This window comes from Rhodopseudomonas sp. P1 (assembly GCF_039642825.1).
Classification (GTDB): Bacteria; Pseudomonadota; Alphaproteobacteria; order Rhizobiales; family Xanthobacteraceae; genus Rhodopseudomonas; species Rhodopseudomonas palustris_H.
The window spans coordinates 4,437,114-4,460,115 of record NZ_CP088006.1 but is presented as its reverse complement, the minus strand read 5'-3'; the positions used below and the strand labels follow the sequence as shown (position 1 = coordinate 4,460,115).

Here is a 23,002-nt window from a genome sequence, read left to right as displayed (position 1 = left end):
TCAAACCCGCTCGACGGTACGACGGCCGACCAGCCCCTGCGGCGCGACGAACAGCACGGCGAGGATGACGATGAAGGCGATGGCGTCCTTGTAGGTCGACGACACGTAGCCGGCGCCGAACGATTCCAGCAGGCCCAGCAACAGGCCGCCGATCACGGCCCCGAGCGGGTTGCCCATGCCGCCGAGCATCGCGGCCGCAAAGCCCTTCAGCGCCAGCAGCGTGCCGACGTCGTAGCTGGTCAGGGTGATCGGGGTGATCAGGATTCCGGCGATGGCGCCGATCGCGGCCGAGCCGCCGAAGGCGAGCGCCATCACGGTGGCAACGTTGACGCCGACCAGCCGTGCCGCGAGCCGGTTGGCGGCTGTGGCGACCACAGCCTTGCCGATCAGCGTCCGCTCCATCACGTAGTACAGCGTCAGCACCACCAGCGCTGCGCCGCCGAGCACCCACAGGCTCTGCGGCTGAATCACCGCGCCGAGCAGGTGGATCGGCATGTCGCCGGAGAATGCCGGCAGCTTGTGGAATTGCTTGTCGAACACGATCTGGGCCGCGCCGCGCAGCAGGATCGAGGCACCGATGGTGATGATAATCAGCGACACCGCGGAGGCGCCGCGTGCCGGTGCGATCGCCAGCCAATACAGCAGCAGCCCGACCACCACGGCGACGATCACCGCCAGCAGGGCCGCCAGCGGTAGCGGCACGCCAGCCGCGTACGCAAACACGGTGACCATGCCGCCGAGCATGACGAATTCGCCCTGGGCGAAATTGACGACGTCGGAGGCGTGATAGACCAGCGTGAAGCCGAGCGCGACCAGCGCATACACCGCTCCGACCGTCAGCCCCGAGATCAAGAATTGCAGTAGTTCGGACATGGCGCGGGAGTGACTTTCAGATCGATTGAACGCGCGACAGATCGCCCAGAGCTCTCGTCATTCCGGGGCGCGCGTGAAACGCGCGAACCCGGAATCCAGAAGTTGTTAGGTCGAGATTCCGGGTTCGCGGGCGGGTGCCCACGCCCCGGAATGACATCCGACTTTGCTCAGCTTCCCGGCTGTACCAGCATCCAATCGCCGTTCTTGACCTCGAGCATCCGGAACGCCGACAGGTCGAGGCCGAGGTGATCGGTCGGCGACATGGTGACGATGCCGCCGGTGCCGACGAAGCCCTTGGTGGCTTCGATCTCGTCGCGAACCTTCTTCGGATCGGTCGACTTCGCCCGCTTCATCGCATCCACCAGGATGTAGAGGCCGTCATAAGCGTGACCGCCGAAGGTCGAGACCGGCTGCTTGGTGGTGTCTTCGTAGGTCGCCTTGTACTCGGTCACGACCTTCTTCTGCGGATCGTTGTCCGGCAGCTTGTCGGCGACGAGCAGCGCGGCGGCGGGCAGCCGCACGCCTTCAGCTGCGGGGCCGGCGAGCTCGATGAAGCTCTTCGAGGCGACGCCGTGGCTCTGGTAGAACGGCGTCGACGACATGCCGAGCTGCGCGTAGTTGCGGGTGACGATCGCCGGGCCCTGGCCGAAACCGGGATTGACCACCGCCTCCACGCCCGGAGCGGCCTTGATCTTGGTGAGCTGCGCCGTCATGTCGCTGTCGCGCGGGCCGTAGGTTTCTTCGGCCACGATGCTGACGCCGTAGTTCGGCGCGACCTTGAGGCACTGCGCCCGCATCGACGAGCCGAAGCCGTCGGTGCCGGAGATCATCGCCACCTTGGTGAATTTGCGCGCCTTGATGTTCTCGAAGATTTTCTCGCACGCCATCTTATCGGTGTGCGGGGTCTTGAACACGTATTTGCGGATCGGATCGATGATTTCGACCGCGCCGGCAAACGAAATGAACGGGATCTGTGCTTCCTCGAACACCGGGATCATCGCCATCGTGGTGCCGGTGGTCGAGCCGCCGATCATCGCCACCACCTTGTCGTCCTCGACCAGGCGGGTGGCGAAAGTGCGCGCCTTGTTGGCGTCGCCGCCGTCGTCATAGACGACGAGTTCGATCTTCTTGCCGTCGACGCCGCCCGCGGCGTTGATCTTGTCGACATACATCTTCAGCGTCTTGTCCTCGGGATCGCCGAGGAAGGACGCGGGGCCGGTGATCGACAGTACCGAGCCGAGCTTGATGGTGGATTGCGCGAGCGCGCTGTGCATCAGCGAAAAGCTGGACAGTGCCAGAGCCGTCGCGCCGACGGCGACGCTGCGCAGGACATGCGTGTAGCGAGACATGAATCTGTTTCCTCCGTTGCAGGCTGCGCTTCTTGCGAGCGTCTTTGGCCTGATCCAATCCCGGTGCCTTGTATACGACGCCGACCGCGCCGATCGCACCTTATGCTTTCTGCTGATCGTAAAGCTTAACCGAACGGTCGGTCAATAGTGTTACGCAAGCGCGCGCGACCGCGACCGCTGGTGCGGCGCGATCAGCAAGCAGGATGGAGATCGGAGAGGCGGGTGCCGTGCCGCCGCGACCGGCGCTAAGAAATCAGCAGCGCCGGCGGCGTAACTACGCGTCGCCGCGGCCGACGCTGTGATAGTCGAAGCCGTGCTCGGCCATTTCGGCGGGACGGTAGATATTGCGCAGGTCGACGACGATCGGCTGGGCCATTGCGGCTTTCAGCCGCGGCAGATCGAGCGCGCGGAATTGCACCCACTCGGTGACGATCACCAGCGCGTCGGCGCCCTTGGCGCAGTCGTAGGCGTCTTCGCAATAGGTGATATCCGGCAGCTCCGCCTTGGCCTGCGCCATGCCGGCGGGATCGAACGCCTTCACCTTGGCGCCCATGTCAGTCAGCCCGGTGACGAGCGGAATCGACGGCGCCTCGCGCATGTCGTCGGTATCCGGCTTGAAGGTCAGGCCGAGCACCGCGATGGTCTTGCCGCGCATGTTGCCGCCGAGCGCGTGCGAGACCTTGCGGGCCATTGCGCGCTTGCGGTTGTCGTTGACGGCGAGGACCGCTTCGACGATCCGCACCGGCACGTCGTGGTCATGGGCGGTCTGCACCAGCGCGCGGGTGTCCTTGGGGAAGCACGAGCCGCCGAAGCCTGGGCCGGCGTGGAGGAATTTGGAGCCGATCCGGTTGTCCATGCCGATGCCGCGGGCGACGTCCTGGACGTCGGCGCCGACCTTCTCGGCGAGGTCGGCCATCTCGTTGATGAAGGTAATCTTTGTCGCCAGGAACGCGTTGGCGGCGTATTTGATCAGTTCGGCGGTGCGCCGCGCGGTGTACATCAGCGGGCCCTGGTTCAGCGACAGCGGACGGTAGATCTCGCCCATCACCTTGCGGGCGCGCTCGTCGGCCGTGCCAATCACGATCCGGTCGGGGAACTTGAAGTCGCGGATCGCCGCGCCCTCGCGCAGGAATTCGGGGTTCGAGGCCACCGCCGCGTCGGCGGTGGGATTGGTCTCGCGGATCAGCCGCTCGACCTCGTCGCCGGTGCCGACCGGAACCGTCGACTTGGTCACTACGACCGTGAAGCCCTTTAGGGCAGCGGCGATTTCCTTTGCGGCGGCATACACATAGGACAGGTCCGCGTGGCCGTCGCCGCGCCGCGACGGAGTTCCGACGGCGATGAACACCGCGTCCGCTTCGCCCACCGGGGCGGTCAGATCGGTGGTGAAGTCGAGCCGCCCGGCCTTGACGTTGGCCGCGACCAGCTCGTCAAGTCCTGGTTCGTAAATGGGAATTTCGCCCCGATGCAGGGCCGCGATCTTGCCGGCATCCTTGTCGACGCAGGTCACCTGGTGGCCGAAGTCCGCAAAGCAGGCCCCAGACACCAACCCCACATAACCCGTCCCGATCATCGTGATGCGCATCGCTCAATCCGTTCCGTAGGCTACCCAGCCGTTCCAGGGCTCGCCCGCCTCTTAGCAGATCGATTGCTGTTTCCCAATGACAGACTATTAGGCGCTTAATCGGATTTGCACCGATTTATCGATGGTACTCATCTCATCGTCGCCCTTCCGGCGGTGGGAAATGCGTGCTATGGGACTTCACCGAAGTGGAATTGCCCACCCCGCCGTTGCATGAATAACGATCAGCTTCTCAACCGGATATCGGACTACTGCCGTCAGGCCGGGATGGCCGAGACGACGTTCGGCCGGCGTGCGGTCAATGACGGCAAGCTGGTGTACCGGCTGCGCGAGGGTAAACGCATCACACTGGACACTCTGGAGCGGATTGAGGCGTTTGTTGCTGCTGGGCTGGGCGTTGCGCCGCCGCCGCGGGGGCTGGTGGTGCCGCTGGAGCGGCGGGACCCGCGCAGCAACTTCCGGTTCTTCGAGAACCGCCAGAAATATCTATTGTTCGTCCACACTTGCGGGGAAAAGCGGGTGGTGGCGGACCGCGTCGCGCTGGAGCTCGCCAACATTCACCCCCGCCCGCCCGCGCTGCGCGTGTTCGATGCGGGGTGCGGCGACGGGACGGTGCTGGCGCGCGTGTTGCGCGCGATGCATGGGCGGTTCCCCCAGATACCGTTCTACGTCTCCGGCAAGGAGCTCAGCGTCGAGGACCTGAGGCTGACGCTCGACAAGGTGCCGGACCGGCTGTTCGAGCACCCGGCCTCGGTGTTCGTGTTCACCAACATGAACTACGCCGAGGCGCCCTGGCTGACGCCGGCGTCTTCCGCGGCCGCCGCCGGGATGATCTGGCACGAGGTGGCGCTGCGCGGCGGCTCTTCGGGCGAATTCGAGACCCAGATCGCCGAGCTGGCGCCGTTCCTGCAGGACAACTGGCGCGCCAATGTCAGTCCCCGCACCGGGATGCCGGTGTACGAGCGCCCGGTCGCGATCGTGCTGTACCGCGAGGACCACCGCTTCCTGCTCGACGCGGTGATCCCGCGCGCCGGCCGCACCGAGGCCAATTTCGACCTGATCATCGCCTCGCAGCCCTACCGGGCGAAATCATCCGTCAACTTCCGGGCCAAGCGGATCATCGCGCCGCTGGCCCGCGCGCTGCGCCCCGGCGGCCGGCTGATCGGCATCCATTCCCACGGCCACGATCCCGGATTGGAAATCGTCCAATCGATCTGGCCGGACGAGAACCCGTTCTCGGTCAGCCGCCACGAATTGTTGCGCGCGGTCAAATACGAGCTCGGCTCTGCTGGTAGAGACCTGAACTTCAATGCCTACGCCGATAACCGCTCGATCTTTCGCTACGATATGGAGGCTTTGCCCAATGAGGTCACCGGACCGATCGGCAATTCGACGGCCTTTGCAGCATGGAATGCCGCGGTGTATGTCGCGCAGATCGAGGACGACCGGCTCACGGAAGTGACCCGGGACGGCCAGTACTTGGAAGCCACCAGAGAAGTTCTGCGCAAGCACAGCGGTCTCTGGTTCAACGACGAATCCTACGTCATCTCGCGCAGGCGCGACTGACATCTCTCAGGATAGGTATCTTTCACGAAAACACCGCCGGGGTCCGGCGGACAAGGGGTTGGTGATGCGCGCGTCTTATATGTTCACGAGTGAGTCCGTGTCCGAAGGCCATCCGGACAAGGTCTGCGACCGGATTTCCGACGAGATCGTCGATCTGTTCTACCGCGAAGGGCCGAAGGCCGGGATCGATCCGTGGGCGATCCGTGCCGCCTGCGAAACGCTCGCGACCACCAACAAGGTGGTGATCGCCGGTGAGACCCGCGGCCCGGCCTCGGTCACCAACGAGCAGATCGAGCACGTCGTCCGCGAAGCCATCAAGGACATCGGCTACGAGCAGGACGGCTTCCACTGGAAGACCTGCGATATCGAGATCCTGCTGCATCCGCAGTCGGCCGACATCGCGCAGGGCGTCGACGCGCTGCAGCCCGGCACCAACAAGGAAGAGGGCGCCGGCGACCAGGGCATCATGTTCGGCTACGCCACCAACGAAACCCCCGACCTGATGCCGGCGCCGATCTTCTACGCCCACAAGATCCTACGGCTGATCTCGGAAGCCCGCCACTCCGGCAAGGAGAAGGTGCTCGGCCCGGACTCCAAGAGCCAGGTGACGATCCAGTACGAGAACGGCAAGCCGCAATACGTCCGCGAGATCGTGGTGTCGCACCAGCACCTGGTCGAGGATCTGACCTCGAACCAGGTTCGCGACTGCGTCGAGCCGTATGTGCGCCAGGCGCTGCCCGCCGGCTGGATCACCGACAAGACGATCTGGCACATCAACCCGACCGGCAAGTTCTTCATCGGCGGCCCGGATGGTGACTCCGGCCTAACCGGGCGCAAGATCATCGTCGATACTTACGGCGGTGCGGCCCCGCATGGCGGCGGTGCGTTCTCCGGCAAGGACCCGACCAAGGTCGACCGCTCGGCTGCTTATGCGGCGCGCTACCTCGCCAAGAACGTCGTCGCCGCCGGCCTCGCCGACAAGTGCACCCTGCAGCTCGCCTACGCGATCGGCGTGGCGCGCCCGCTGTCTATCTACATCGACACCCACGGCACCGGAAAGGTCGCCGAGGACAAGCTCGAGACCATCGTGGCCGAGGTGATGGACCTGACCCCGCGCGGCATCCGCACCCACCTCGACCTCAACAAGCCGATCTACGCCCGGACCTCGTCCTACGGCCATTTCGGCCGCACCCCGGACGCCGACGGCGGCTTCTCCTGGGAGAAGACCGATCTTGCCGACGCCATGAAGCGTGCGGTGTAACTAGAGCGATACCCGCCCTCTCGACCTCTCCCCGCCTGCGGGGAGAGGTCGACCGCGAAGCGGTCGGGTGAGGGGGCGCTTCAGCGCAGCCGAGCCTCTCGGCCTCGCGGCGACGCCCCCTCACCCCACCCCTCTCCCCGCGAGCGGGGAGAGGGAGCGCAAATGCACTGCCTCAAACTGCCCGATTCAGTTCGTAGTGCTCAGTTCGACTGACACAGACATCAGGAAACCCATCCGCATGACCGCCAAGTTCACCGATTACATCGTCAAGGACATCGGCCTCGCCGAGTTCGGCCGCAAGGAGATCTCGCTGGCCGAGACCGAAATGCCGGGCCTGATGGCGACCCGCGAGGAATACGGGCCGAAGCAGCCGCTGAAGGGCGCCAAGATCGCCGGCTCGCTGCACATGACGATCCAGACCGCGGTGCTGATCGAGACGCTGGTGGCGCTCGGCGCCGAGGTGCGCTGGGTGTCGTGCAACATCTACTCGACCCAGGATCACGCCGCCGCCGCGATCGCCGCAGCCGGCATTCCGGTGTTCGCCGTCAAGGGCGAGACGCTGAAGGATTACTGGGACTACACCGCCAAGCTGTTCGACTGGTCGGACGGCGGCACCCCGAACATGATCCTGGACGACGGCGGCGACGCCACCATGTTCGTGCATCAGGGCCTGCGCGCCGAGAACGGCGACACCATGTTCCTTGATCAGCACAATTCGGAAGAAGAAGAGATCTTCTTCGCGCTGATCAAGCGCATCCTCAAAGAGAAGCCGAAGGGCTACTTCGCCACGCTCGCCAACAACATCAAGGGCGTGTCGGAAGAGACCACCACGGGCGTGCATCGTCTGTACGATATGGAGAAGGCCGGCAAGCTGCTGTTCCCGGCGATCAACGTCAACGACTCGGTCACCAAGTCGAAGTTCGACAACCTCTATGGCTGCCGTGAATCGCTGGTCGACGGCATCCGCCGCGGCACCGACGTGATGCTGTCGGGCAAGGTCGCGATGGTCGCCGGCTTCGGCGACGTCGGCAAGGGCTCGGCCGCTTCGCTGCGCCAGGCCGGCTGCCGCGTGATGGTGTCGGAAGTCGATCCGATCTGCGCCCTGCAGGCGGCGATGGAAGGCTATCAGGTGGTGACCATGGAAGACGCGGCGCCGATCGCCGACATCTTCGTCACCGCCACCGGCAACAAGGACATCATCACCATCGACCACATGCGCGCGATGAAGGATCGCGCCATCGTCTGCAACATCGGCCACTTCGACAACGAGATCCAGGTCGCGCACCTGAAGAACCTGAAGTGGGACAACATCAAGCCGCAGGTCGACGAGATCACCTTCCCGGACGGCAAGCGGATGATCCTGCTGTCGGAAGGCCGCCTCGTGAACCTCGGCAACGCGATGGGGCACCCGAGCTTCGTGATGTCGGCGTCGTTCACCAACCAGACGCTGGCGCAGATCGAGCTGTTCCAGAACCAGGGCAAGTACGAGAAGAAAGTCTACGTGCTGCCGAAGACGCTGGACGAAAAGGTCGCCCGCCTGCACCTCGCCAAGATCGGCGTCAAGCTCACCGAGCTGCGCAAGGACCAGGCCGACTACATCGGCGTCAAGGTCGAAGGCCCGTTCAAGGCGGATCACTACCGGTACTGATAGTTCAAGTCGTCATGGCCACGCTTGACCCGGCCATCCATCGCGCGCGAAGCGGGGCGCTCTAGGAGCGCTTTTCACGCAGAGGATGGATTGCCGAGGCAAGCCCGGCAATGACGGTCGAACGGCAGCCATTCATCGGACAACAAAAAAGCCCCGGAGCGATGCTCCGGGGCTTTCTGCTTGCCGGCACTCCGTCGACCACTTCACCCAAATACATCGACCAGCTCAGGCTCATCAGCAGTGATTCCATCAAAGAAGAATTTTACGATATAGCGGTCGAATGGTCCTAACGTTTGAGCGGCGAGAACGCCTTCTATACCAAGTGAATTGAACTCGCCGATGCTTTTGAGAAGGTCCATGTCTGGATCCTCAAAGTTGATTAGACCTGCCGCATGGATTTTCTTGGAAACTGTGCGTGGAAGTCCGTATTCCTCTAATTGGTAAACGGCGCCTGGCAAGAACGCATGACTCATTCTGCCGACAAAAGCCGAAACATCGACTGTGGGGTTGATGATTGTTTTGTGTAATTGGTTTACGTCGCTTATCAGTGCCGACAGCTTGAATGTTATTGTGCGCTCTAATCGAAAGAATTCTTCGATTTGAATGCCAGCTTTCCTCAGGCTGCTAATTATTTCAGATAGGCTCAATCTCCAATTATTGGCGATTGTTCTAACAACCGTCACGACGTTGGAGTGGCGAGTCTCCCACGCTCCGGCCTTGAGTTTCAGGATCTTATATAGCGTCGAATCCCAATCGTTTGGGTTTGATGAATTCAAATAGGCGAATCCGCGCCATTCCTCCGGGCTTTCTTTCATGTCACTAGCTAATTTAAGCAAGAAATCGGCGTCGCTGTCTTGGAGGAGATTCTGCTTCATGAGTCTGGTGAAGTGCTCTTCACCGACTATGGATGACATTTGCGCGCGATATTGAATAATCCTGTCAATTTGTTGCTTGGAGAGGCGTTCTGCATCTTGGTCTTCGTCCAGAGTTCCTAGTATTTGCTCTGGAAACTCGATTTCTAGCTGCGCATCTTCCGCTTTCGGCGGGGCGTCCAAAAGATAGATGTTGCCAATAAAATACTTAAACATCCGGCCGCCGCGCCCAATGATGTTTTTGTAAGTGAAGTCTTTCAGATTTGCTGAGCCTGTTCTGCTGCGCCAGACAATTACGTTCTGAGCAGATGTGTTAACTCCTTCGATTATGGAAGATGTGGAGACGATGCTGTCGAGCCCGTCGCTGTATTCGAAGAGCTTTATCTGAATCTGGCTGAGGCATCTGTGCATACTGCCGTTGTGAACGCCAACGGCGCGCTCAATTAGGTCGGCTAATACCCAGTCAGATTGGTAGTTTTCTCTAAGCCATTTCGCGAATGGTGAGGTGTAAATTCTATCGACCGGATCCATATGCTTGATGACTAAATCAGATACGTTGCGAATTTCACTATACGTTCCTGCGTAAACTAATGTCTTCGCTTCTCTTGGAGAGATCAATTCAATTAGCTTTGCAGATTTCCTATCTGGGTCTTTGTCAAATTCCTTGAATGGTTCTTGGATGTTGAGATAGACCGTATTGAAATCGAGTAATTCAATAAATTCCATGTCTTTGGTAAGGGGGTTTTCGCCCAAGCGCTTGATGTTCGGTGCTAGGTAGTATCGTTGTTTTGAGATTTTCGAGAGTTTTAGAAGTGCCTTTATTAAAGAAGGGGAGCGTTCGCGGTCATGTGTGCTGCTGGCTTTGTAGAATTCGTCGACAACGAGTAGGTCGATGGCTTTGAGTTGTTGCAGATAGCCGAAGGCTCGTTCCTGAGGAAAAATGAGTATGTTCTTGGAGCCAAGTCTGGTGTCTGGTGCGGTTATCACCGTGTGAGTTTTGGAGAATTTCTTAAAAATGCGCCTGCGTGTTTCGTCCATCAAGGCAATCGTTGGGACGATGATGACGACCGTGTCGGGATTCTTTGCGGCAATAAAGGCGTCGATTATGAAGCTCTTGCCGAAGCTTGTTGGAGCGCTAACCGCGATGTTCTTTCCATCCAGCAGTTTGGAGAGCACGCTGGATTGTTCTCGATGAAGTGTCGCTATTCTCTGGCCAACATTTACAGCAAATGCGCTATGTACGTATTTTTGATCCCATGATGCGCTTTCGATTTGAATGTATGGGAATAGGCCGGTCGCTCGGATCATCTCGTTCACAAGCGCTGAGTATTGCAATTTATCGCGATCGAGATCGGCTAGGAGGCGAATCAATAGATTGCGCGCTGCTGATTCTTGATGTTCGGTCAGTAGGCTGTTGATCTCTTGGCAGGTAGCGAAAACATCCATTATTGTCGCCTCTTATAGAATGTGGCTGCTTCCACAAAGGTCTCGACGATTTGTACTTTGCTCGGGACTGGAAATAGAATGATGTGAAAATTCAGTTCGTTGTATTTGTGGATGTGTCCGGATGCCTCGAGCTGCTTCGCGAAATATGTCTCGGCGCGCGATTTGTGGAAGGCGATTATCTCTTCTCTATATTGAGGGGTGAGTTCCGTCGCTGTCGCTGTCGCTGTGCATTCGTGTAAGAGCAAGATCGGAATGTGGATACGCGACTTGAGGTTGTCGATCGACTCTCTGTTGTCTAGAGCGGCCTTGATTTTTTCCCGAAGGCGAGGAGACATTTCAAATTCATCAAGGTCCGACACGTTGGTGATGATGGAGTTCTCTTTTTTCAGCTTGTCGGTCGATAGCGAGTTCATCACCGATTTCACTATGGCATCTAAGCGAGCGTCAGCGATCGAATTGTAAAATTTGGCCTCGCCAAACCAGAGCGTGAAATCGTCTTCACTCAATACTATGTGAACGCTATCAGCGCCTTTCGCGTTGTCCTGAGAGTTCTGTTTGTAGAAAATCTTAGGCACCACAGGCAGTGCGCCGAACCTGTGGTGCATCAGTCCGTATAAGAAGACTTCCGCAATCTCGCTCCCTTGGCCGACTTCGTCGTTGTCGGTGAGTCGTAGGTTGCGTGCCGCGGCGACTAGGCTGCTGTGGGATCGATTCACAAGAGCGAGGCGCTCTCGGCGGGACAGGGCGGTTTCAGCAACATTGTCCCAAAGGAAACTCTGAAATTTTGAATAGCGCCATTTGGCGTCTTCAAAATCATTTATCAGGCTCAAGATGCGCTTGTTAAGAACTGTTCTCAGATGGTCGGCTGAGGCGATCTCAGACAGCGTGTCATCGATAAGTATTTCAAACACTAAATCTGGCATGGGATTTCGATCGGAGGGTTGATTCTAGTTCCTACAATTTTCGCGCGAAAGTTCCTAGTCGCGCCCTTGGAAATGACGCCGGTGACTGTTCGGCGGGTTACGCCTTTGGCTAACCCGCCTTACGATGGTGCAGCTGTTTTTGTAGTCTGAGACAGCGTGACGGCACCGATCTGGAACGTCACTGCTCGACGTCGCGTATCCGCACGGCGTCGCGCGAAAAGTCGCCATCGTCCTGCGGTATCGCCAACAGCACATCGGCGGACGACGGGGCGGTGGCGCGTTCGAGTTGCTGGAGTCGTTCGTACTCGGCCACGTCGATCACGACGACAGCGGGCTTGCCGTGCTTCGTCACCGTCTGCGGACTGCGCCGCGCGGCCTCGACCAGCTCGCTAAAGCGGTTCTTCGCATCCTGCATCGACCAACGGTGCTCTGTCATCTGCGTGGTTCTTTGGAGCTAGGATTGCGAGCCAGAGTGCGCAGCGGAACGATTGCGGTCAAGTCGTGGCAGGAGCCATCCGTATTGGTGGAATAGCCCGCCGCCTATGGGCTTCCGCACCTTCACGCCGAGCTATGCGCCTTGAATTGGCGGACATTCAGGTCATAAGCTGGGCCGACCATTCATCTACGCGCGCCCCGACGATAAGATTCATTCCCGCGTTCCGAAAAGTAGGCCGCCAGTTCGCGCTCGGCTTGGTACGGGAAGGTTTGCTTCGAAAGCTCGCAAGCCAGAATGCGGTCGAGGCGGAAGACTCGGAAGGCGCCGCGGTGATTGCACCACGCAATCAGCAGCCAGCCGGCATGAAACGCGCGGAGCCCGAGCGGGCGGACGTCGCGGGTGGATCGGCCTCCATCCTCGGCCGCATAGTCCAGCTTGATGATGCGGCGCTCCCGAATGGCTCGGCGGATCGAACTGGTGAAGGGCGGGGCTTTGCGGTGCGGCAGCTCGCGCGCCAACAGATGTCGCTGCGATGGCGCCGGTGTCGGTTGGTCGCCCCAGGTCGCGTCGATCTTGGCGCGGGCGCTGACGGCTGCCTGCGCGAGGTCGTCATCGCCGATCCATTCCACCAGCGACAGGCCGAGTGACACCGCGTCGAGCTGATTGTGGCTGAGTGTCAGCGCCGGCAGGTTCACGTTCCCGCGCAGCATGTAACCCACGCCGGCTTGGCCATCGATCGGGAGCCCCTGCGCCTGCAAGGTAGCAATATCGCGGTACACGGTGCGAACCGACACCTCCAATTGCTCGGCCAATTGCTCCGCAACAACCAGTTTCCCGCCCTTCAGCCGCGCGATCAAATCCAGCAGTCGATCTGCCCGCCGCACCGTCGCCTCCTGACACCACGCTGTCAGGAGCCATCCTATAGCGAATATCCATCGCGGGCACGTGCCGGGTTGTCTTTCAGCCCGGGCGAAGCGTCTTCCAAAGGAGAGTCTTCGATGACAAATCGGGTGGGACAGTTCTGGGACATGATTGAAGGCCGCCGGACCGCACCGCCCGCCGCGCAGCTATTGGGTTGGAAGCTGCTAGCCATCGATCCGGCAGCGGGGAGCATCGAGGTCGAGTTTCTGGCAACCGAATCCTTCCTCAATCCGGCCGGATCGGTCCAAGGCGGCCTTCTAGGCGCGATGCTCGACGATACGGTTGGACCGGCGGCGATGGCCTTTCTTGGCGGCGACCGGATGGCGCAGACCCTGGAGCTGAAGGTGAGCTTCATGCGGCCCGCAAGGCCCGGACGACTGGTCGGACGAGGTCGCGTGGTACACAGAGGTCGCGAAATCCTGTTCCTCGAAGGGGAGCTGCGCGATTCCGATCACAGGCTGATCGCGACCGCCACGGCAACCGCGAGAGCGGTTGCGGTGCACCGCGGCCCTCAGCAGACGAAGCTCGCTTGAAGATGCGTGGCCCGGCTGAGCGCGGCGGCACGCGGCCTTGAAACGCTCGCTCACGCGGATATCGCTCCCTTATCCGCGCCGCCGCTCACCGCCATCTGTTCACCACCCAGATCGCGCCCCACGATCCCGCCAGCGTGACGATCATCGCGCCCGCGAGCGCGGCGGCCATCACCGGGCCGCCGGCGGCGGCGAGGGAGGAGGAGCCCTGCACGAACGGGGCGAGCAGCATGGTCACGGCCATGCCGCCGAGCGGGGCACAGAGGAAGGCGCCGGTGAGTGCGACGGCGATGCTGACGATCCAGCCGAGCGGACCGCGTTGGCTCGTTCGGGCATCGTGGATGCCGACCGCCACGGCGCCGAGCAGGAAGGCCAGCGCGATCAGCATCGGCCCGCCGACGCTGCCTGCCGGGATCGCGCCGGTCGCTTGCAGAAACAGGATGCCGATCACGGCACTCAGCATGATGATGGGCATGCGGCGCGTCCTCGCTGCTGGGCGGCGCCGAGAAGCTCGCGGCGGCCCGTCGGCATGATCGAGATGGGGGCGGCGCGGAGCCGCCGGCTGCGGCGTCGGTCGACTTTCCCCTTTGTTCGGCAAGCGGGCTTGCAAGTTCAACGCGCTGCGCTCGGGATGATCACCCGGCCTATCGCTTGTTTGTCCGGCGCGATCGGCGCTCAGGCCGCGCGGCCTGACGGCGCCGCAGTCACGCGATCGGCTCGGCTGCGATGCTGCAGCCACAGCAACGCCGCGCCGAAAAGCGGGATGAGGATGTCGGTGTAGAACACCACGCCGGCGTTGCCCGGGGCGAAATTGTGCTGCGTCACCATCTGATTGATATGACCGGCGGCGGCGCCGAGCGTGAACAGGCCGGGGCCGACGATCGCAGCGAGGCGGAGGTCGAAGCTGCGGAAGGCGGCGAGGAAGCCGACGACGGAGTATCCGAGGCTCGCGGTGGCGACTTCGAACTGGAACGGACTGTCGGCCCAGCCGATGAACGCCGCCGACATCTTGCCGAAGAAACCGTGCATCACGAAGTTGTAGAAGTAGCAGACGCCGATCGACCAGAACAGGTGCCAGGCCAGCAGCCGGTCGATCACGTCCGGGAAGCGCAGCGGCTTCGGCGCGCGCGCGATCGCGACCAGCCCGAACAGCAGGCCGATGACGAAGAAGCTCAGGGAAAAGTTCGACAGCACGAATACGATTGTCGCCTTGATCACTTCCGCCATGCCTGGTTCTCCGTTCGGTGATGATCGCCGCAGCCATGGAGCTGCAGCGGCGCGATCGGGTCGATGGTAACACTCATTCGGACCGCAGCAATCGAGCGCGACGCCGTTGGATGATCAGCAGGCGAGGGCGCTTCGCTAAGTCGGGAACTGCTCGACGTGGAACTCGGCGGTGCGGCCGAGATACACCGCGCGGCGCCCGCTGAACGACACGACATAACAGGCGCAGCCCGCCGCCATCACCCGGCTGCAGAAACCCGCATAGCTGTAGCCGGGCGCAAGCTGCTGCGCGTCGCGGATCGCGGCCTGCACCGCCGGGGCGTCGAACGCGGCTGCGACCGGCACCTCGTGCCGATACGTCGCCAGTTCGATGCTGTCGCCATCGGCGCGATAATAGATCGCCGTGGCGCGGCGGAAATCGACCGCATAGCTTTCGAACCCCGCTTCAATCAGCGCGCCGACGATCTGTGGGAAGGTCATGGTGCCATCTTCCGCTGCTCGCAGGCAGTGTTCGGCGACGGCGGCAAGGCGAGTGTCCATCGCGCAATCCTTTCAGTCGACCGCGACCGCGGTGATGCCGAGCCGGGCAACGCTGTCGCGCAGGATGCGCTGCAGCGCGGCCCGATCCCTGTCGCTGAGATGCGCAAAGCACTCGCGCTCGTTCTGATCGGCCAGCGCGGCGAGTTGCGGCACCAGCCGCGCGCCTTGCTTGGTCAGCCGCAGCGTCTGCGCCCGGCCGTCGGTGGCGCTGGCCTGCCGCACCACCAGCGATTTTGCGATCAGCCGCTCCGCCAGTTTGGAGATCGCACCGCGCGTCATCCCCATCTCGTCCGCCAGCCGGCTGGGCGCGACGTTGCCGGTCTCGTACAGCACGCGCATCATCGCCCATTCGGCGACGGTGACGCCCTTGGCCGCGACCTTGCGGGCGAAAGCCTGCGAGACATGGTTCGACACCTGGCGCAGCCAGTAGCCGAGGTGATCGGTGAGGTCGGGGACGGCGGCGGTCATCACGGGCTCGACTAATTGACTAGGAAACCAAATAGGTCGCTGCGGTTGCCTAGTCAACTATCTTCGGTGCGGTGAGCGCGGAGACGATTTTTCGCAGTGCGGGATTAGGTTCACACGCTGTTTTAAACGCAGTTCGATCAAGACAACCCGGCGGGTTCGTGTCTATAACCGGTGCGCGGCTGTCCCACGCGGGACGGCTGCCAACGACGCCAAGAAACGCAACCAAGAAAAGCCACGAGGAGCACGCCCGCATGCAGACGGCCTACGTCCCCCGCCAGACCCCTTACACGCTCGCGCCCGAAGACGCGCTCAACGATCTGCGGATGAGCGAAGCCGTCCGGCCGCTCTACGACCATGTGAAGAAGTTCATCGCCGAGACCGTCGAGCCGATGCAGCACGAGTTCGATATCGCGGAAGCGAAGAATCCGAACCGCTGGTCGTTCTCGCAGGAACAGCTCGATCTGCTCGGCAAGGCCAAGGCCAAGGCCAAGGAAGAAGGCCTCTGGAACTTCTTCCTGCCCGACGCCGAAACCGGCGAAGGCCTGAGCAATCTCGACTACGCCTATATCGCGGTCGAACTCGGCAAGGCGCCGCTCGCCTCCGAAGTGATGAACTGCTCGGCGCCCGACACCGGCAACATGGAAGTGCTGGAGCGCGTCGGCACCCCTGAGCAGAAAGAGAAGTGGCTGAAGCCGCTGCTCAACGGCGAGATCCGCTCGGCCTATGTGATGACCGAGCCGAACGTCGCTTCGTCCGACGCCAAGAACGTCTCGACCTCGGCCGTGCTCGACGGCAACGAGTGGGTGATCAACGGCGAGAAGTACTACATCTCCGGCCTCGGCGATCCGCGCTGCAAGATCATGATCGTGATGGTCAAGACCGATCCGACCGCCGCGCCGAGCAAGCAGCAGTCGCAGATCCTGGTACCCGTCGACACCCCCGGCGTCGAAGTGCTCGGCCCGATGCATGTGTTCGGCCACGACCACGCGCCGCGCGGCCACATGCACATGCGCTTCAACAATGTCCGGGTGCCGAAGGAGAACATCCTGCTCGGCGAAGGCCGCGGCTTCGAGATCTCGCAGCTCCGGCTCGGCCCCGGCCGCATCCATCACTGCATGCGCACCATCGGCAAGGCCGAGAAGGCGCTCGACCTGATGGTGGCGCGCGGCCTGACCCGCGAAGCGTTCGGCAAGAAGCTGGCGCATCTCGGCGGCAACATGCAGATCATCGCGCAGGCGCGCTGCGAGATCGAAGCGATGCGGCTGATGGTGCTGAAGGCCGCCAAAGCGATGGACGTGCTCGGCAACAAGGAAGCGCGCGTCTGGGTCAGCATGGTCAAGGCGATGGTGCCTGAGCGCGCCTGCAAGATCATCGATCAGGCGATCCAGATGCACGGCGCCACCGGCATCTCGCAGTGGACCCCGCTCGCCGAGATGTACACCGACGTCCGCCACCTCCGCTTCGCCGACGGTCCGGACGAAGTGCACTGGATGGTGGTCGGCCGCCACGAGCTGACGCTGTAAGCCACTGCTATCGGCTTGACGACATCAGGGCCGGGGGCATTGTCCCCGGCCTTGTTATTTGTGGGATGCGCGGCGCGAGGCCGGCGTCACGACGAACTCACGCCTCAGCGAAACTTCTTCTTCGCCTTCTTCTTGAACGGCGGGTTCTTGGCCGACGGATCGGCGCGGCGGGCCTTGCTGACGTAAGCCGGCTTGTCGCCCTTCGCCTTGCCCGCCTTGAAGCCGTCTTTCTTGAACGGCTTGGCTTTGAAATCGCCCTCGAAGGACTCCTCGCCGCGCGGCTTGAAGCCCTTGTCGTTGAAGCCCTTGTCCTTGAAGCTTTTGTCCTTGAAGCTTTTGTCCTTGAACCGCGCCGGCTTGCCGCCGCGCGGAGCGTCGTCGTGCGGCGCGCGCTTGCCCGGACGCGGCGCGCCCTGCTCGCGCGGATCGGGCAGCGGTTCGCCCGACAGCGGCGACCACGAGTCGGGGCGCTTGGCGCGGCGCGCGTCGCGATCCGGCTTGCGCTCCGCATCTTGCCGCGGCGGACGTTTGTCATCGCGCGGCGGGATCGGCTTGGCGCCGATCAAGGGCTCGATCCGGATGTTGTCGTCGTGATCCGGCCGCTTGATCTGCGCAGCGAAGGCGTCCGCGGCGGCCGGCGAGATCTCGAACTCGGTGGTGGTGTCGAGGATGCGGATCGCGCCGATGTCCTGCCGGGTGATGCCGCCGCGGCGGCAGATCATCGGCAGCAGCCAGCGCGCCTCGGCATTCTTGCGCTTGCCGATCGCGGCGCGAAACCACACACCGCCCGCCATCGCGTGCTTCTCGCCGGCCTTGGCCGAGCGTGTCCGCGGCGCCTTATCGCGCGCCTCGTGATCGCGCGGCTCGCGCACAGCCTTGCCGCCACGCTCGTCGCGGCCGCGGGTCGGCCGCTCGCCGGGATCGAGAATGTCCTCCGGTGCCGGCATCCGGGCGCGTACCACCCTGGCCAGCGCCACTGCGATCTGCTCGGGCGAGCGCTCGGCGAGCAGCGCCTGCGCCAGCGCCTGATCCTCGGCGGTCGGCTCCTCGGTGAACAGCGGGTCCTGCAACATGCGCTGCTGATCGAGGCTGCGGATCTCGTCGGCCTGCGGCGCGGTGCCCCAGTTCGCCTCGATGCCGGCGAGCTGCAGCAGCAGCTCGGCGCGCCGCCGCCGCGCCGGCGGAACTAACAGGACGCTGATGCCCTTGTTGCCGGCCCGCCCGGTGCGGCCGGAACGATGCTGCATCACTTCGGCGTCGTTCGGCAGCTCGGCGTGAATGACGAGGCCAAGGTTCGGCAGATCGATGCCGCGCGCCGCGACGTCGGTGGCGACGCAGACCCGGGCGCGGCCGTCGCGCAGCGCGTTGAGCGCACCGGTGCGTTCATTCTGGGTGAGTTCGCCGGATAGCGCCACCACGGCGAAGCCGCGCTCGAGCAGCGCGGTCTGCAGATGCGTCACGGCGCTGCGGGTGTTGCAGAACACGATCGCGGTCGGGGATTCGACGTAGCGCAGCACGTTGACCACGGCGTGCTCGACATCGCTCGGCGCAATGCGGATGGCGCGATACTCGATGTCGGCGTGGCCGCCCTCGGCGCCTTCGACCTCGATCCGCATCGCGTCGTGCTGATAGGTCTTGGCCAGCGCGATGATGCCGCGCGGCAACGTCGCCGAGAACAGCAGGGTGCGGCGGGTCTCGGGCGTGGTTTCGAGGATGAACTCCATGTCCTCCCGGAAGCCGAGATCGAGCATCTCGTCGGCCTCGTCGAGCACCACGGCCTTGAGCTGCGAGACATCGAGCCGGTTGCGGCGCAGATGGTCGCACAGCCGCCCCGGCGTGCCGACCACGATGTGGGCGCCGTCTGCCAGCTCGCGCTGCTCGCGCCGCGGGTCCATGCCGCCGACGCAGGAGACGATCCGGGCGCCGGCGTGGCGATACAGCCAGCTCAGCTCGCGGTGTACCTGCAGCGCCAATTCGCGGGTCGGCGCCACGATCAGCGCCAGCGGTGCGGCGCCGGGCTCGAACTGCTCGGCGTCGCCGAGAAGATCGCGCGCGATCGCCAGCCCGTAGGCGACGGTCTTGCCGGAGCCGGTCTGCGCCGACACCAACAGGTCGCGGCCGACCGTGTCGGGCGCCAGCACCGCGCTCTGCACCGGCGTCGCCTGGAGATAATTACGCTCCGCCAAAGCTCGCGCGAGCGGCGGGGGACTGGTCGGAAATGTCACGAACGACAACCTTCTGGGCGATCACGCCGAATGGGAAATCCCGGGACCGGATCGGTCGACCGGCGGGCCTTGGACGATGTACGTCGCAACAAGCCGCCGATGATGGGAGGTTGCGCTCTTTTAGGCTAATCCTGGTCCCGGCGCCATTGGTTCCTCACCCAGGTCCGATGAGCGGCCCCAAAAGCCCCCGTAATGGCTGTGGCGCCCCACGTTCGCCTAGCGGCGATGCGTTGCCGCCAGTTCGATGACGCGCGCGGCCTCGGCAAGGTCGGCGGTGGCGAAGCCTTCGGTCATGGCGGCGCGCAGCCGCTCGAGACGCTGGAACGGAGCCGAGCTGTCCCGATGCGGCGAAGCCGAGACGAGACTGACGAGGGCCCGCAATTCCAGCATCGGCGAGCCGAGCGCGTGCGCCAGATCGGCCGCTTTCTCAAGGTCGTGGCCGCCCGCGTCGTCCTGCGGGTCCGCCGCCAGCAACAGCGATCCGCGAAGCCGGTACAGTTCTGGCCCGCAAAACAGCGTCCTGTTGGCCTCTGTGATGTCGAGCGCTTCGTTCAGCAAAGCCAACGCATCCTCAACCGCGCCTTCGGCACCAAGTGTCTCGGCGAGCAGCATCAGCCCGTAGGGCCGGATCAGCTCGGCGCCCGTGGCGCGATAATCGTCCAGCCCGGCTTTAATTTCGACTACGCCCGCTGCCGGGCGGACCAGCCTGCCGATGGCCCAGCCGCGCAAGATCCGCCCCCAGGCGCTCCAGTAGGGGAAGCGATAGCTCTGGCCGATCTGAATTGCCTGCTCGGCGGCGTGGAGCGCTTCGTTCGACTCACCACGGCTCTGCCGGATTGAGGCCTCGAAGCTGAGCGCGAAGCCGAGGCTGTGGGGATGATTGAGCTGGATCGCCCGCGCCATCGCCTGTGCGCTGTCCGCGACGGCCGTATCCGGCAAACCGACGAACCACTCGGTCCAGGCGAGATTGCATTGCGCCAGAACCGCCGGATCGGAGCCATATTCGAACCGATGGTGATGATGCCGATCGGGATCGTACAGCTGCAGCGCCTGCTTCAAAGTCTCCTTCGCGCTACTGAATTGGCCGAGATAGAACTGGGTCAGTCCAAGCGGCCGCTTGGCCTGCAGCTGAAGGCCGTCGTCGCCGGCGCGCTCTGCCTGTTCGATCAAGCGCACGCCGCATTGATGCGCCTTTTCGAGCTGACCTCGCACGATGAAGAACATCATGAGCCCATAAAGGGCCCTGAACAGCAGCCGGTGCTCGCCCAGTCTCCAGCTGAGCTGATAGGCACGGGTGAAGACTTCCTCCACCTGCGGCGCGGCATTCCCCTTGATGGCGAGAAGTTGCGAGCCGCGCTCCAACTCGAGCGATAGTTCTCGCCGTGCCCGCTCGGCCGTGTCGGGTAATCGTCGAAGGATCGCAAGAGCACTGGCAAAGTGGCTGGCAGCCTCGACATTGGCCGAACGCTCGGCGGCCTTGTTGCCGGCCGCCTCCCAATGCGCGATCGCCGCTTCCGCAAGATCCGCAGCTGCATAATGCTCGGCCAGGACCTCGGGAGTTGCCGCGACGACATCAGCGAATTGGGTGGAGATGACTTCCGCGATTCTGCGGTGCATCGATCGTCTCTCGCTTTTGAGCAGCGAGTCGTAGGCAGCCTCCTGGATCAGGGCGTGCTTGAACGAGTATTTGGCCTGAACCTGCGTTCCGTGCTGATGGATGAAGCCCTGGCGCAACAGTTCGTCGAGCTGCGCGCGGAGCGCGGGCTGACTCTCTCCGGTGACGGCCGCCAACACTTCGCTGTCGAACGTCCGGCCCAGCGTCGCGGCGACCTGCGCCAGCGGCTTTGCGATCTGAAGGCGGTCGAGCCTTGCCGCCAACGAGCCACGGAGCGTGGATGGAATGCTATCGACGAGCGCCGTCAGTTGCACCGGATCATGATCGGCGGAAGAAGCCCCGGCGAGAACCGCTTTGGTGAGCTCTTCGATGAACAACGGAATTCCGCCGGTCTTGGCGACGATCGACGCAATGATGTCTTCCGGGACGGTCGAGGTCTCGGCAATCTGTGCAGTCAGCGCTCTTGCTTCGTTCTTGGAGAGGCGGCGCAGGCCTAGCCGGGTGACCTGCGGTCCCAGCAGCCATTCGGCCGTCAATTCCGGTCGGAAGGTGAAGATGGCCATCACCCGCCAGTTCGAGAGCCGTTCCACGATGTGCCGGAGCAGCGTGGTGGTGGACGCGTCTGCCCAATGCAGATCCTCGATGACGAGGACGACAGGAACGTGCTCGGATTGTTTGAGGACCCACTGCGTCAGCACTTCCAGCAGCAGTTCGCGACGTCGGGCCGGCGGGATGTCCTTGATCGCGGCGGAAACCGGCAACTCGAGTAGCTCGGCAACCAGCGCCGTGGCCTCCGGGGTGATCGTCTCCAAGCCGACGAAGGCGCGCTGCAGATTCGCCGCCAATTCGTCGGCATCCGCCTCGCCGTCAGGTCTCACGACGCGACGGATCATCTCGATGATCGGATAGAATGCGCTGGAGCGGCTGTAGGCCGAGCAGTAACAGGTCATCGGCAGAAACGCTGCTGGATCGAGGCGGGCCTTGAATTCCCGCACCAGCCTGGTCTTGCCGGCGCCGGCTTCGGCTGTGATCTGCACGACCTGGCCTTCACCGTCCTGTGCGCGGAAGAACCGGTCCTGTAGCAGCGCCAGTTCCTGCTGGCGCCCGATCATCTTGTGGCTGGCGGCAGGCCGTTCCCGGACCGCCTCAGTCCGCTCGCCGGCAACCTCAAACAGATGCAGCAGTTCATCGAGGCCGCGGACCTGCTGCAATCCGAGATCGATGAGATCAAATCGTTCGCCGAGGAGTTGCGCGGTCTGATTGGTGATTATCAAACGATCAGGAGCGGCGAGGCTCTGCACCCTCGAGGCAATATTAGGCGTTTCGCCGAGGATACCCATTGCCTCGAAACTGTCCGAGGATCTGAGGTCGCCTGCGATGACGATTCCGGTGTGCATGCCCATCCGCACGTGGATCGCCTTCATCTCCTCTTCGGCATTGAAGCGCTGCAGATTGTCGAGAAGTGCAAGGCCGGCGCGCGTGGCCCGGATCGGATCGTCCTCATGGGCGAAGGGAAAACCGAAACATATAAGGATGCCGTCGCCGATATAGCGGACGATGCAGCCATCGAATTGACGTACCGCGCTCGCGCAGATGTCGCGGTAGCAATAGATGACCTCCTTGAAGTCTTCTTCGTCGAGACGGACCGACATTTCGGTCGAGCCGATCATATCGACGAACAAAATCGTGACCTGGCGCCGCTCCGGTCGCTGATCGCGAACGGGCGCAAAGCCGCTCGACGCACCGGTGACGGCCGTCTCGGAAGCCTCGATGAGGGAAGCGCCGCAGCCGCCGCAGAAGTGCGACCCGAGCGGGCTCCGAAATCCGCAACTCTGGCAATGCAGGCTGAGCTTTGCGCCACAACGTGGGCAGAAGCTCGCCTCCGTCGGGGCCGAGAAGCCGCAGGCAGAGCAACGCATACTGATTAGTGTCCGTTGCTATTTAGACGATAGTATGATTAGCTCACTCCCATCTCTAACGATCGAACATTGGACGACAGG

At 62.8% G+C, this 23,002-nt stretch carries 18 protein-coding genes; 5 read left to right on the top strand and 13 right to left on the bottom strand.

What is annotated here, in order from left to right; genetic code table 11:
- The 3 genes from LRC39_RS20535 to LRC39_RS20525 all read right to left on the bottom strand — a co-directional run bounded on the left by LRC39_RS20535 (nt 1) and on the right by LRC39_RS20525 (nt 3,807).
- Nucleotides 1–873, bottom strand: a complete 873-nt coding sequence (locus LRC39_RS20535) for a branched-chain amino acid ABC transporter permease (protein ID WP_346295477.1) — start codon at nt 871–873, stop codon at nt 1–3.
- A gap of 167 nt (nt 874–1,040) precedes the next feature.
- On the bottom strand, nt 1,041–2,222 hold the full coding sequence (locus LRC39_RS20530) for an ABC transporter substrate-binding protein (protein ID WP_346295476.1): 1,182 nt from the start codon (nt 2,220–2,222) through the stop codon (nt 1,041–1,043).
- Nucleotides 2,223–2,496: 274 nt separating this feature from the next.
- On the bottom strand, nt 2,497–3,807 hold the full coding sequence (locus tag LRC39_RS20525) for a UDP-glucose dehydrogenase family protein (protein WP_264053220.1): 1,311 nt from the start codon (nt 3,805–3,807) through the stop codon (nt 2,497–2,499).
- Between the two features lie 210 nt (nt 3,808–4,017).
- On the opposite strand from LRC39_RS20525, the gene LRC39_RS20520 reads away from it, so the two are divergent.
- From LRC39_RS20520 to ahcY, 3 genes are all read left to right on the top strand, one after another.
- Nucleotides 4,018–5,370, top strand: coding sequence for a hypothetical protein (locus LRC39_RS20520; protein WP_164573095.1), 1,353 nt, complete (start codon nt 4,018–4,020; stop codon nt 5,368–5,370).
- 64 nt (nt 5,371–5,434) lie between these two features.
- On the top strand, nt 5,435–6,631 hold the full coding sequence (metK, locus tag LRC39_RS20515; RefSeq protein ID WP_107345697.1) for a methionine adenosyltransferase: 1,197 nt from the start codon (nt 5,435–5,437) through the stop codon (nt 6,629–6,631).
- A gap of 238 nt (nt 6,632–6,869) precedes the next feature.
- Nucleotides 6,870–8,279 carry an adenosylhomocysteinase gene (gene ahcY / locus LRC39_RS20510; protein ID WP_264074447.1) on the top strand — a complete coding sequence of 470 codons (1,410 nt, stop codon included), beginning with the start codon at nt 6,870–6,872 and terminating at the stop codon, nt 8,277–8,279.
- 203 nt (nt 8,280–8,482) lie between these two features.
- Here the strand turns inward: ahcY and LRC39_RS20505 are convergent, their stop codons facing one another.
- The 4 genes from LRC39_RS20505 to LRC39_RS20490 all read right to left on the bottom strand — a co-directional run bounded on the left by LRC39_RS20505 (nt 8,483) and on the right by LRC39_RS20490 (nt 12,840).
- The gene (locus LRC39_RS20505; protein ID WP_346295475.1) at nt 8,483–10,597 is read right to left on the bottom strand and encodes a DEAD/DEAH box helicase; all 2,115 of its coding nucleotides are present in this window, start codon (nt 10,595–10,597) and stop codon (nt 8,483–8,485) included.
- Nucleotides 10,597–11,520, bottom strand: a complete 924-nt coding sequence (locus LRC39_RS20500) for a HamA C-terminal domain-containing protein (RefSeq protein WP_346295474.1) — start codon at nt 11,518–11,520, stop codon at nt 10,597–10,599. Before LRC39_RS20500 ends, LRC39_RS20505 begins: the two co-directional genes overlap by 1 nt.
- A 178-nt stretch (nt 11,521–11,698) precedes the next feature.
- The gene (locus LRC39_RS20495; protein WP_346295473.1) at nt 11,699–11,956 is read right to left on the bottom strand and encodes a type II toxin-antitoxin system Phd/YefM family antitoxin; all 258 of its coding nucleotides are present in this window, start codon (nt 11,954–11,956) and stop codon (nt 11,699–11,701) included.
- A gap of 182 nt (nt 11,957–12,138) precedes the next feature.
- Nucleotides 12,139–12,840 (bottom strand): helix-turn-helix transcriptional regulator, encoded by a 702-nt coding sequence (locus LRC39_RS20490; RefSeq protein WP_346295472.1) that lies wholly within the window; start codon nt 12,838–12,840, stop codon nt 12,139–12,141.
- Between the two features lie 114 nt (nt 12,841–12,954).
- Here LRC39_RS20490 and LRC39_RS20485 point away from each other — a divergent pair, with 114 nt between their 5' ends.
- Nucleotides 12,955–13,410: a PaaI family thioesterase gene (locus LRC39_RS20485; protein WP_346295471.1), complete on the top strand. Its 456-nt coding sequence runs from the start codon at nt 12,955–12,957 to the stop codon at nt 13,408–13,410.
- An 85-nt stretch (nt 13,411–13,495) separates the two neighbouring features.
- Here LRC39_RS20485 and LRC39_RS20480 read toward each other — a convergent pair whose 3' ends face one another.
- From LRC39_RS20480 to LRC39_RS20465, 4 genes are all read right to left on the bottom strand, one after another.
- Nucleotides 13,496–13,882 (bottom strand): hypothetical protein, encoded by a 387-nt coding sequence (locus LRC39_RS20480; protein WP_346295470.1) that lies wholly within the window; start codon nt 13,880–13,882, stop codon nt 13,496–13,498.
- Nucleotides 13,883–14,082: 200 nt separating this feature from the next.
- Nucleotides 14,083–14,634 (bottom strand): DUF6790 family protein, encoded by a 552-nt coding sequence (locus tag LRC39_RS20475; protein ID WP_346295469.1) that lies wholly within the window; start codon nt 14,632–14,634, stop codon nt 14,083–14,085.
- A 135-nt stretch (nt 14,635–14,769) separates the two neighbouring features.
- Nucleotides 14,770–15,171 carry a DUF1398 domain-containing protein gene (locus LRC39_RS20470; protein WP_346295468.1) on the bottom strand — a complete coding sequence of 134 codons (402 nt, stop codon included), beginning with the start codon at nt 15,169–15,171 and terminating at the stop codon, nt 14,770–14,772.
- A gap of 12 nt (nt 15,172–15,183) precedes the next feature.
- Nucleotides 15,184–15,639, bottom strand: coding sequence for a MarR family winged helix-turn-helix transcriptional regulator (locus tag LRC39_RS20465; protein ID WP_346295467.1), 456 nt, complete (start codon nt 15,637–15,639; stop codon nt 15,184–15,186).
- A gap of 251 nt (nt 15,640–15,890) precedes the next feature.
- Between LRC39_RS20465 and LRC39_RS20460 the strand changes: the two genes are divergently transcribed.
- Nucleotides 15,891–17,162, top strand: coding sequence for an acyl-CoA dehydrogenase family protein (locus tag LRC39_RS20460; protein ID WP_107356676.1), 1,272 nt, complete (start codon nt 15,891–15,893; stop codon nt 17,160–17,162).
- A 104-nt stretch (nt 17,163–17,266) separates the two neighbouring features.
- Here LRC39_RS20460 and LRC39_RS20455 read toward each other — a convergent pair whose 3' ends face one another.
- Together LRC39_RS20455 and LRC39_RS20450 are read right to left on the bottom strand one after the other, a co-directional pair.
- Entirely contained in the window at nt 17,267–19,387 is a 2,121-nt protein-coding gene (locus LRC39_RS20455) for a DEAD/DEAH box helicase (protein WP_346295466.1), read from the bottom strand.
- A 216-nt stretch (nt 19,388–19,603) separates the two neighbouring features.
- Nucleotides 19,604–22,921 (bottom strand): adenylate/guanylate cyclase domain-containing protein, encoded by a 3,318-nt coding sequence (locus LRC39_RS20450; protein ID WP_346295465.1) that lies wholly within the window; start codon nt 22,919–22,921, stop codon nt 19,604–19,606.
- Nucleotides 22,922–23,002: the final 81 nt, after the last annotated feature.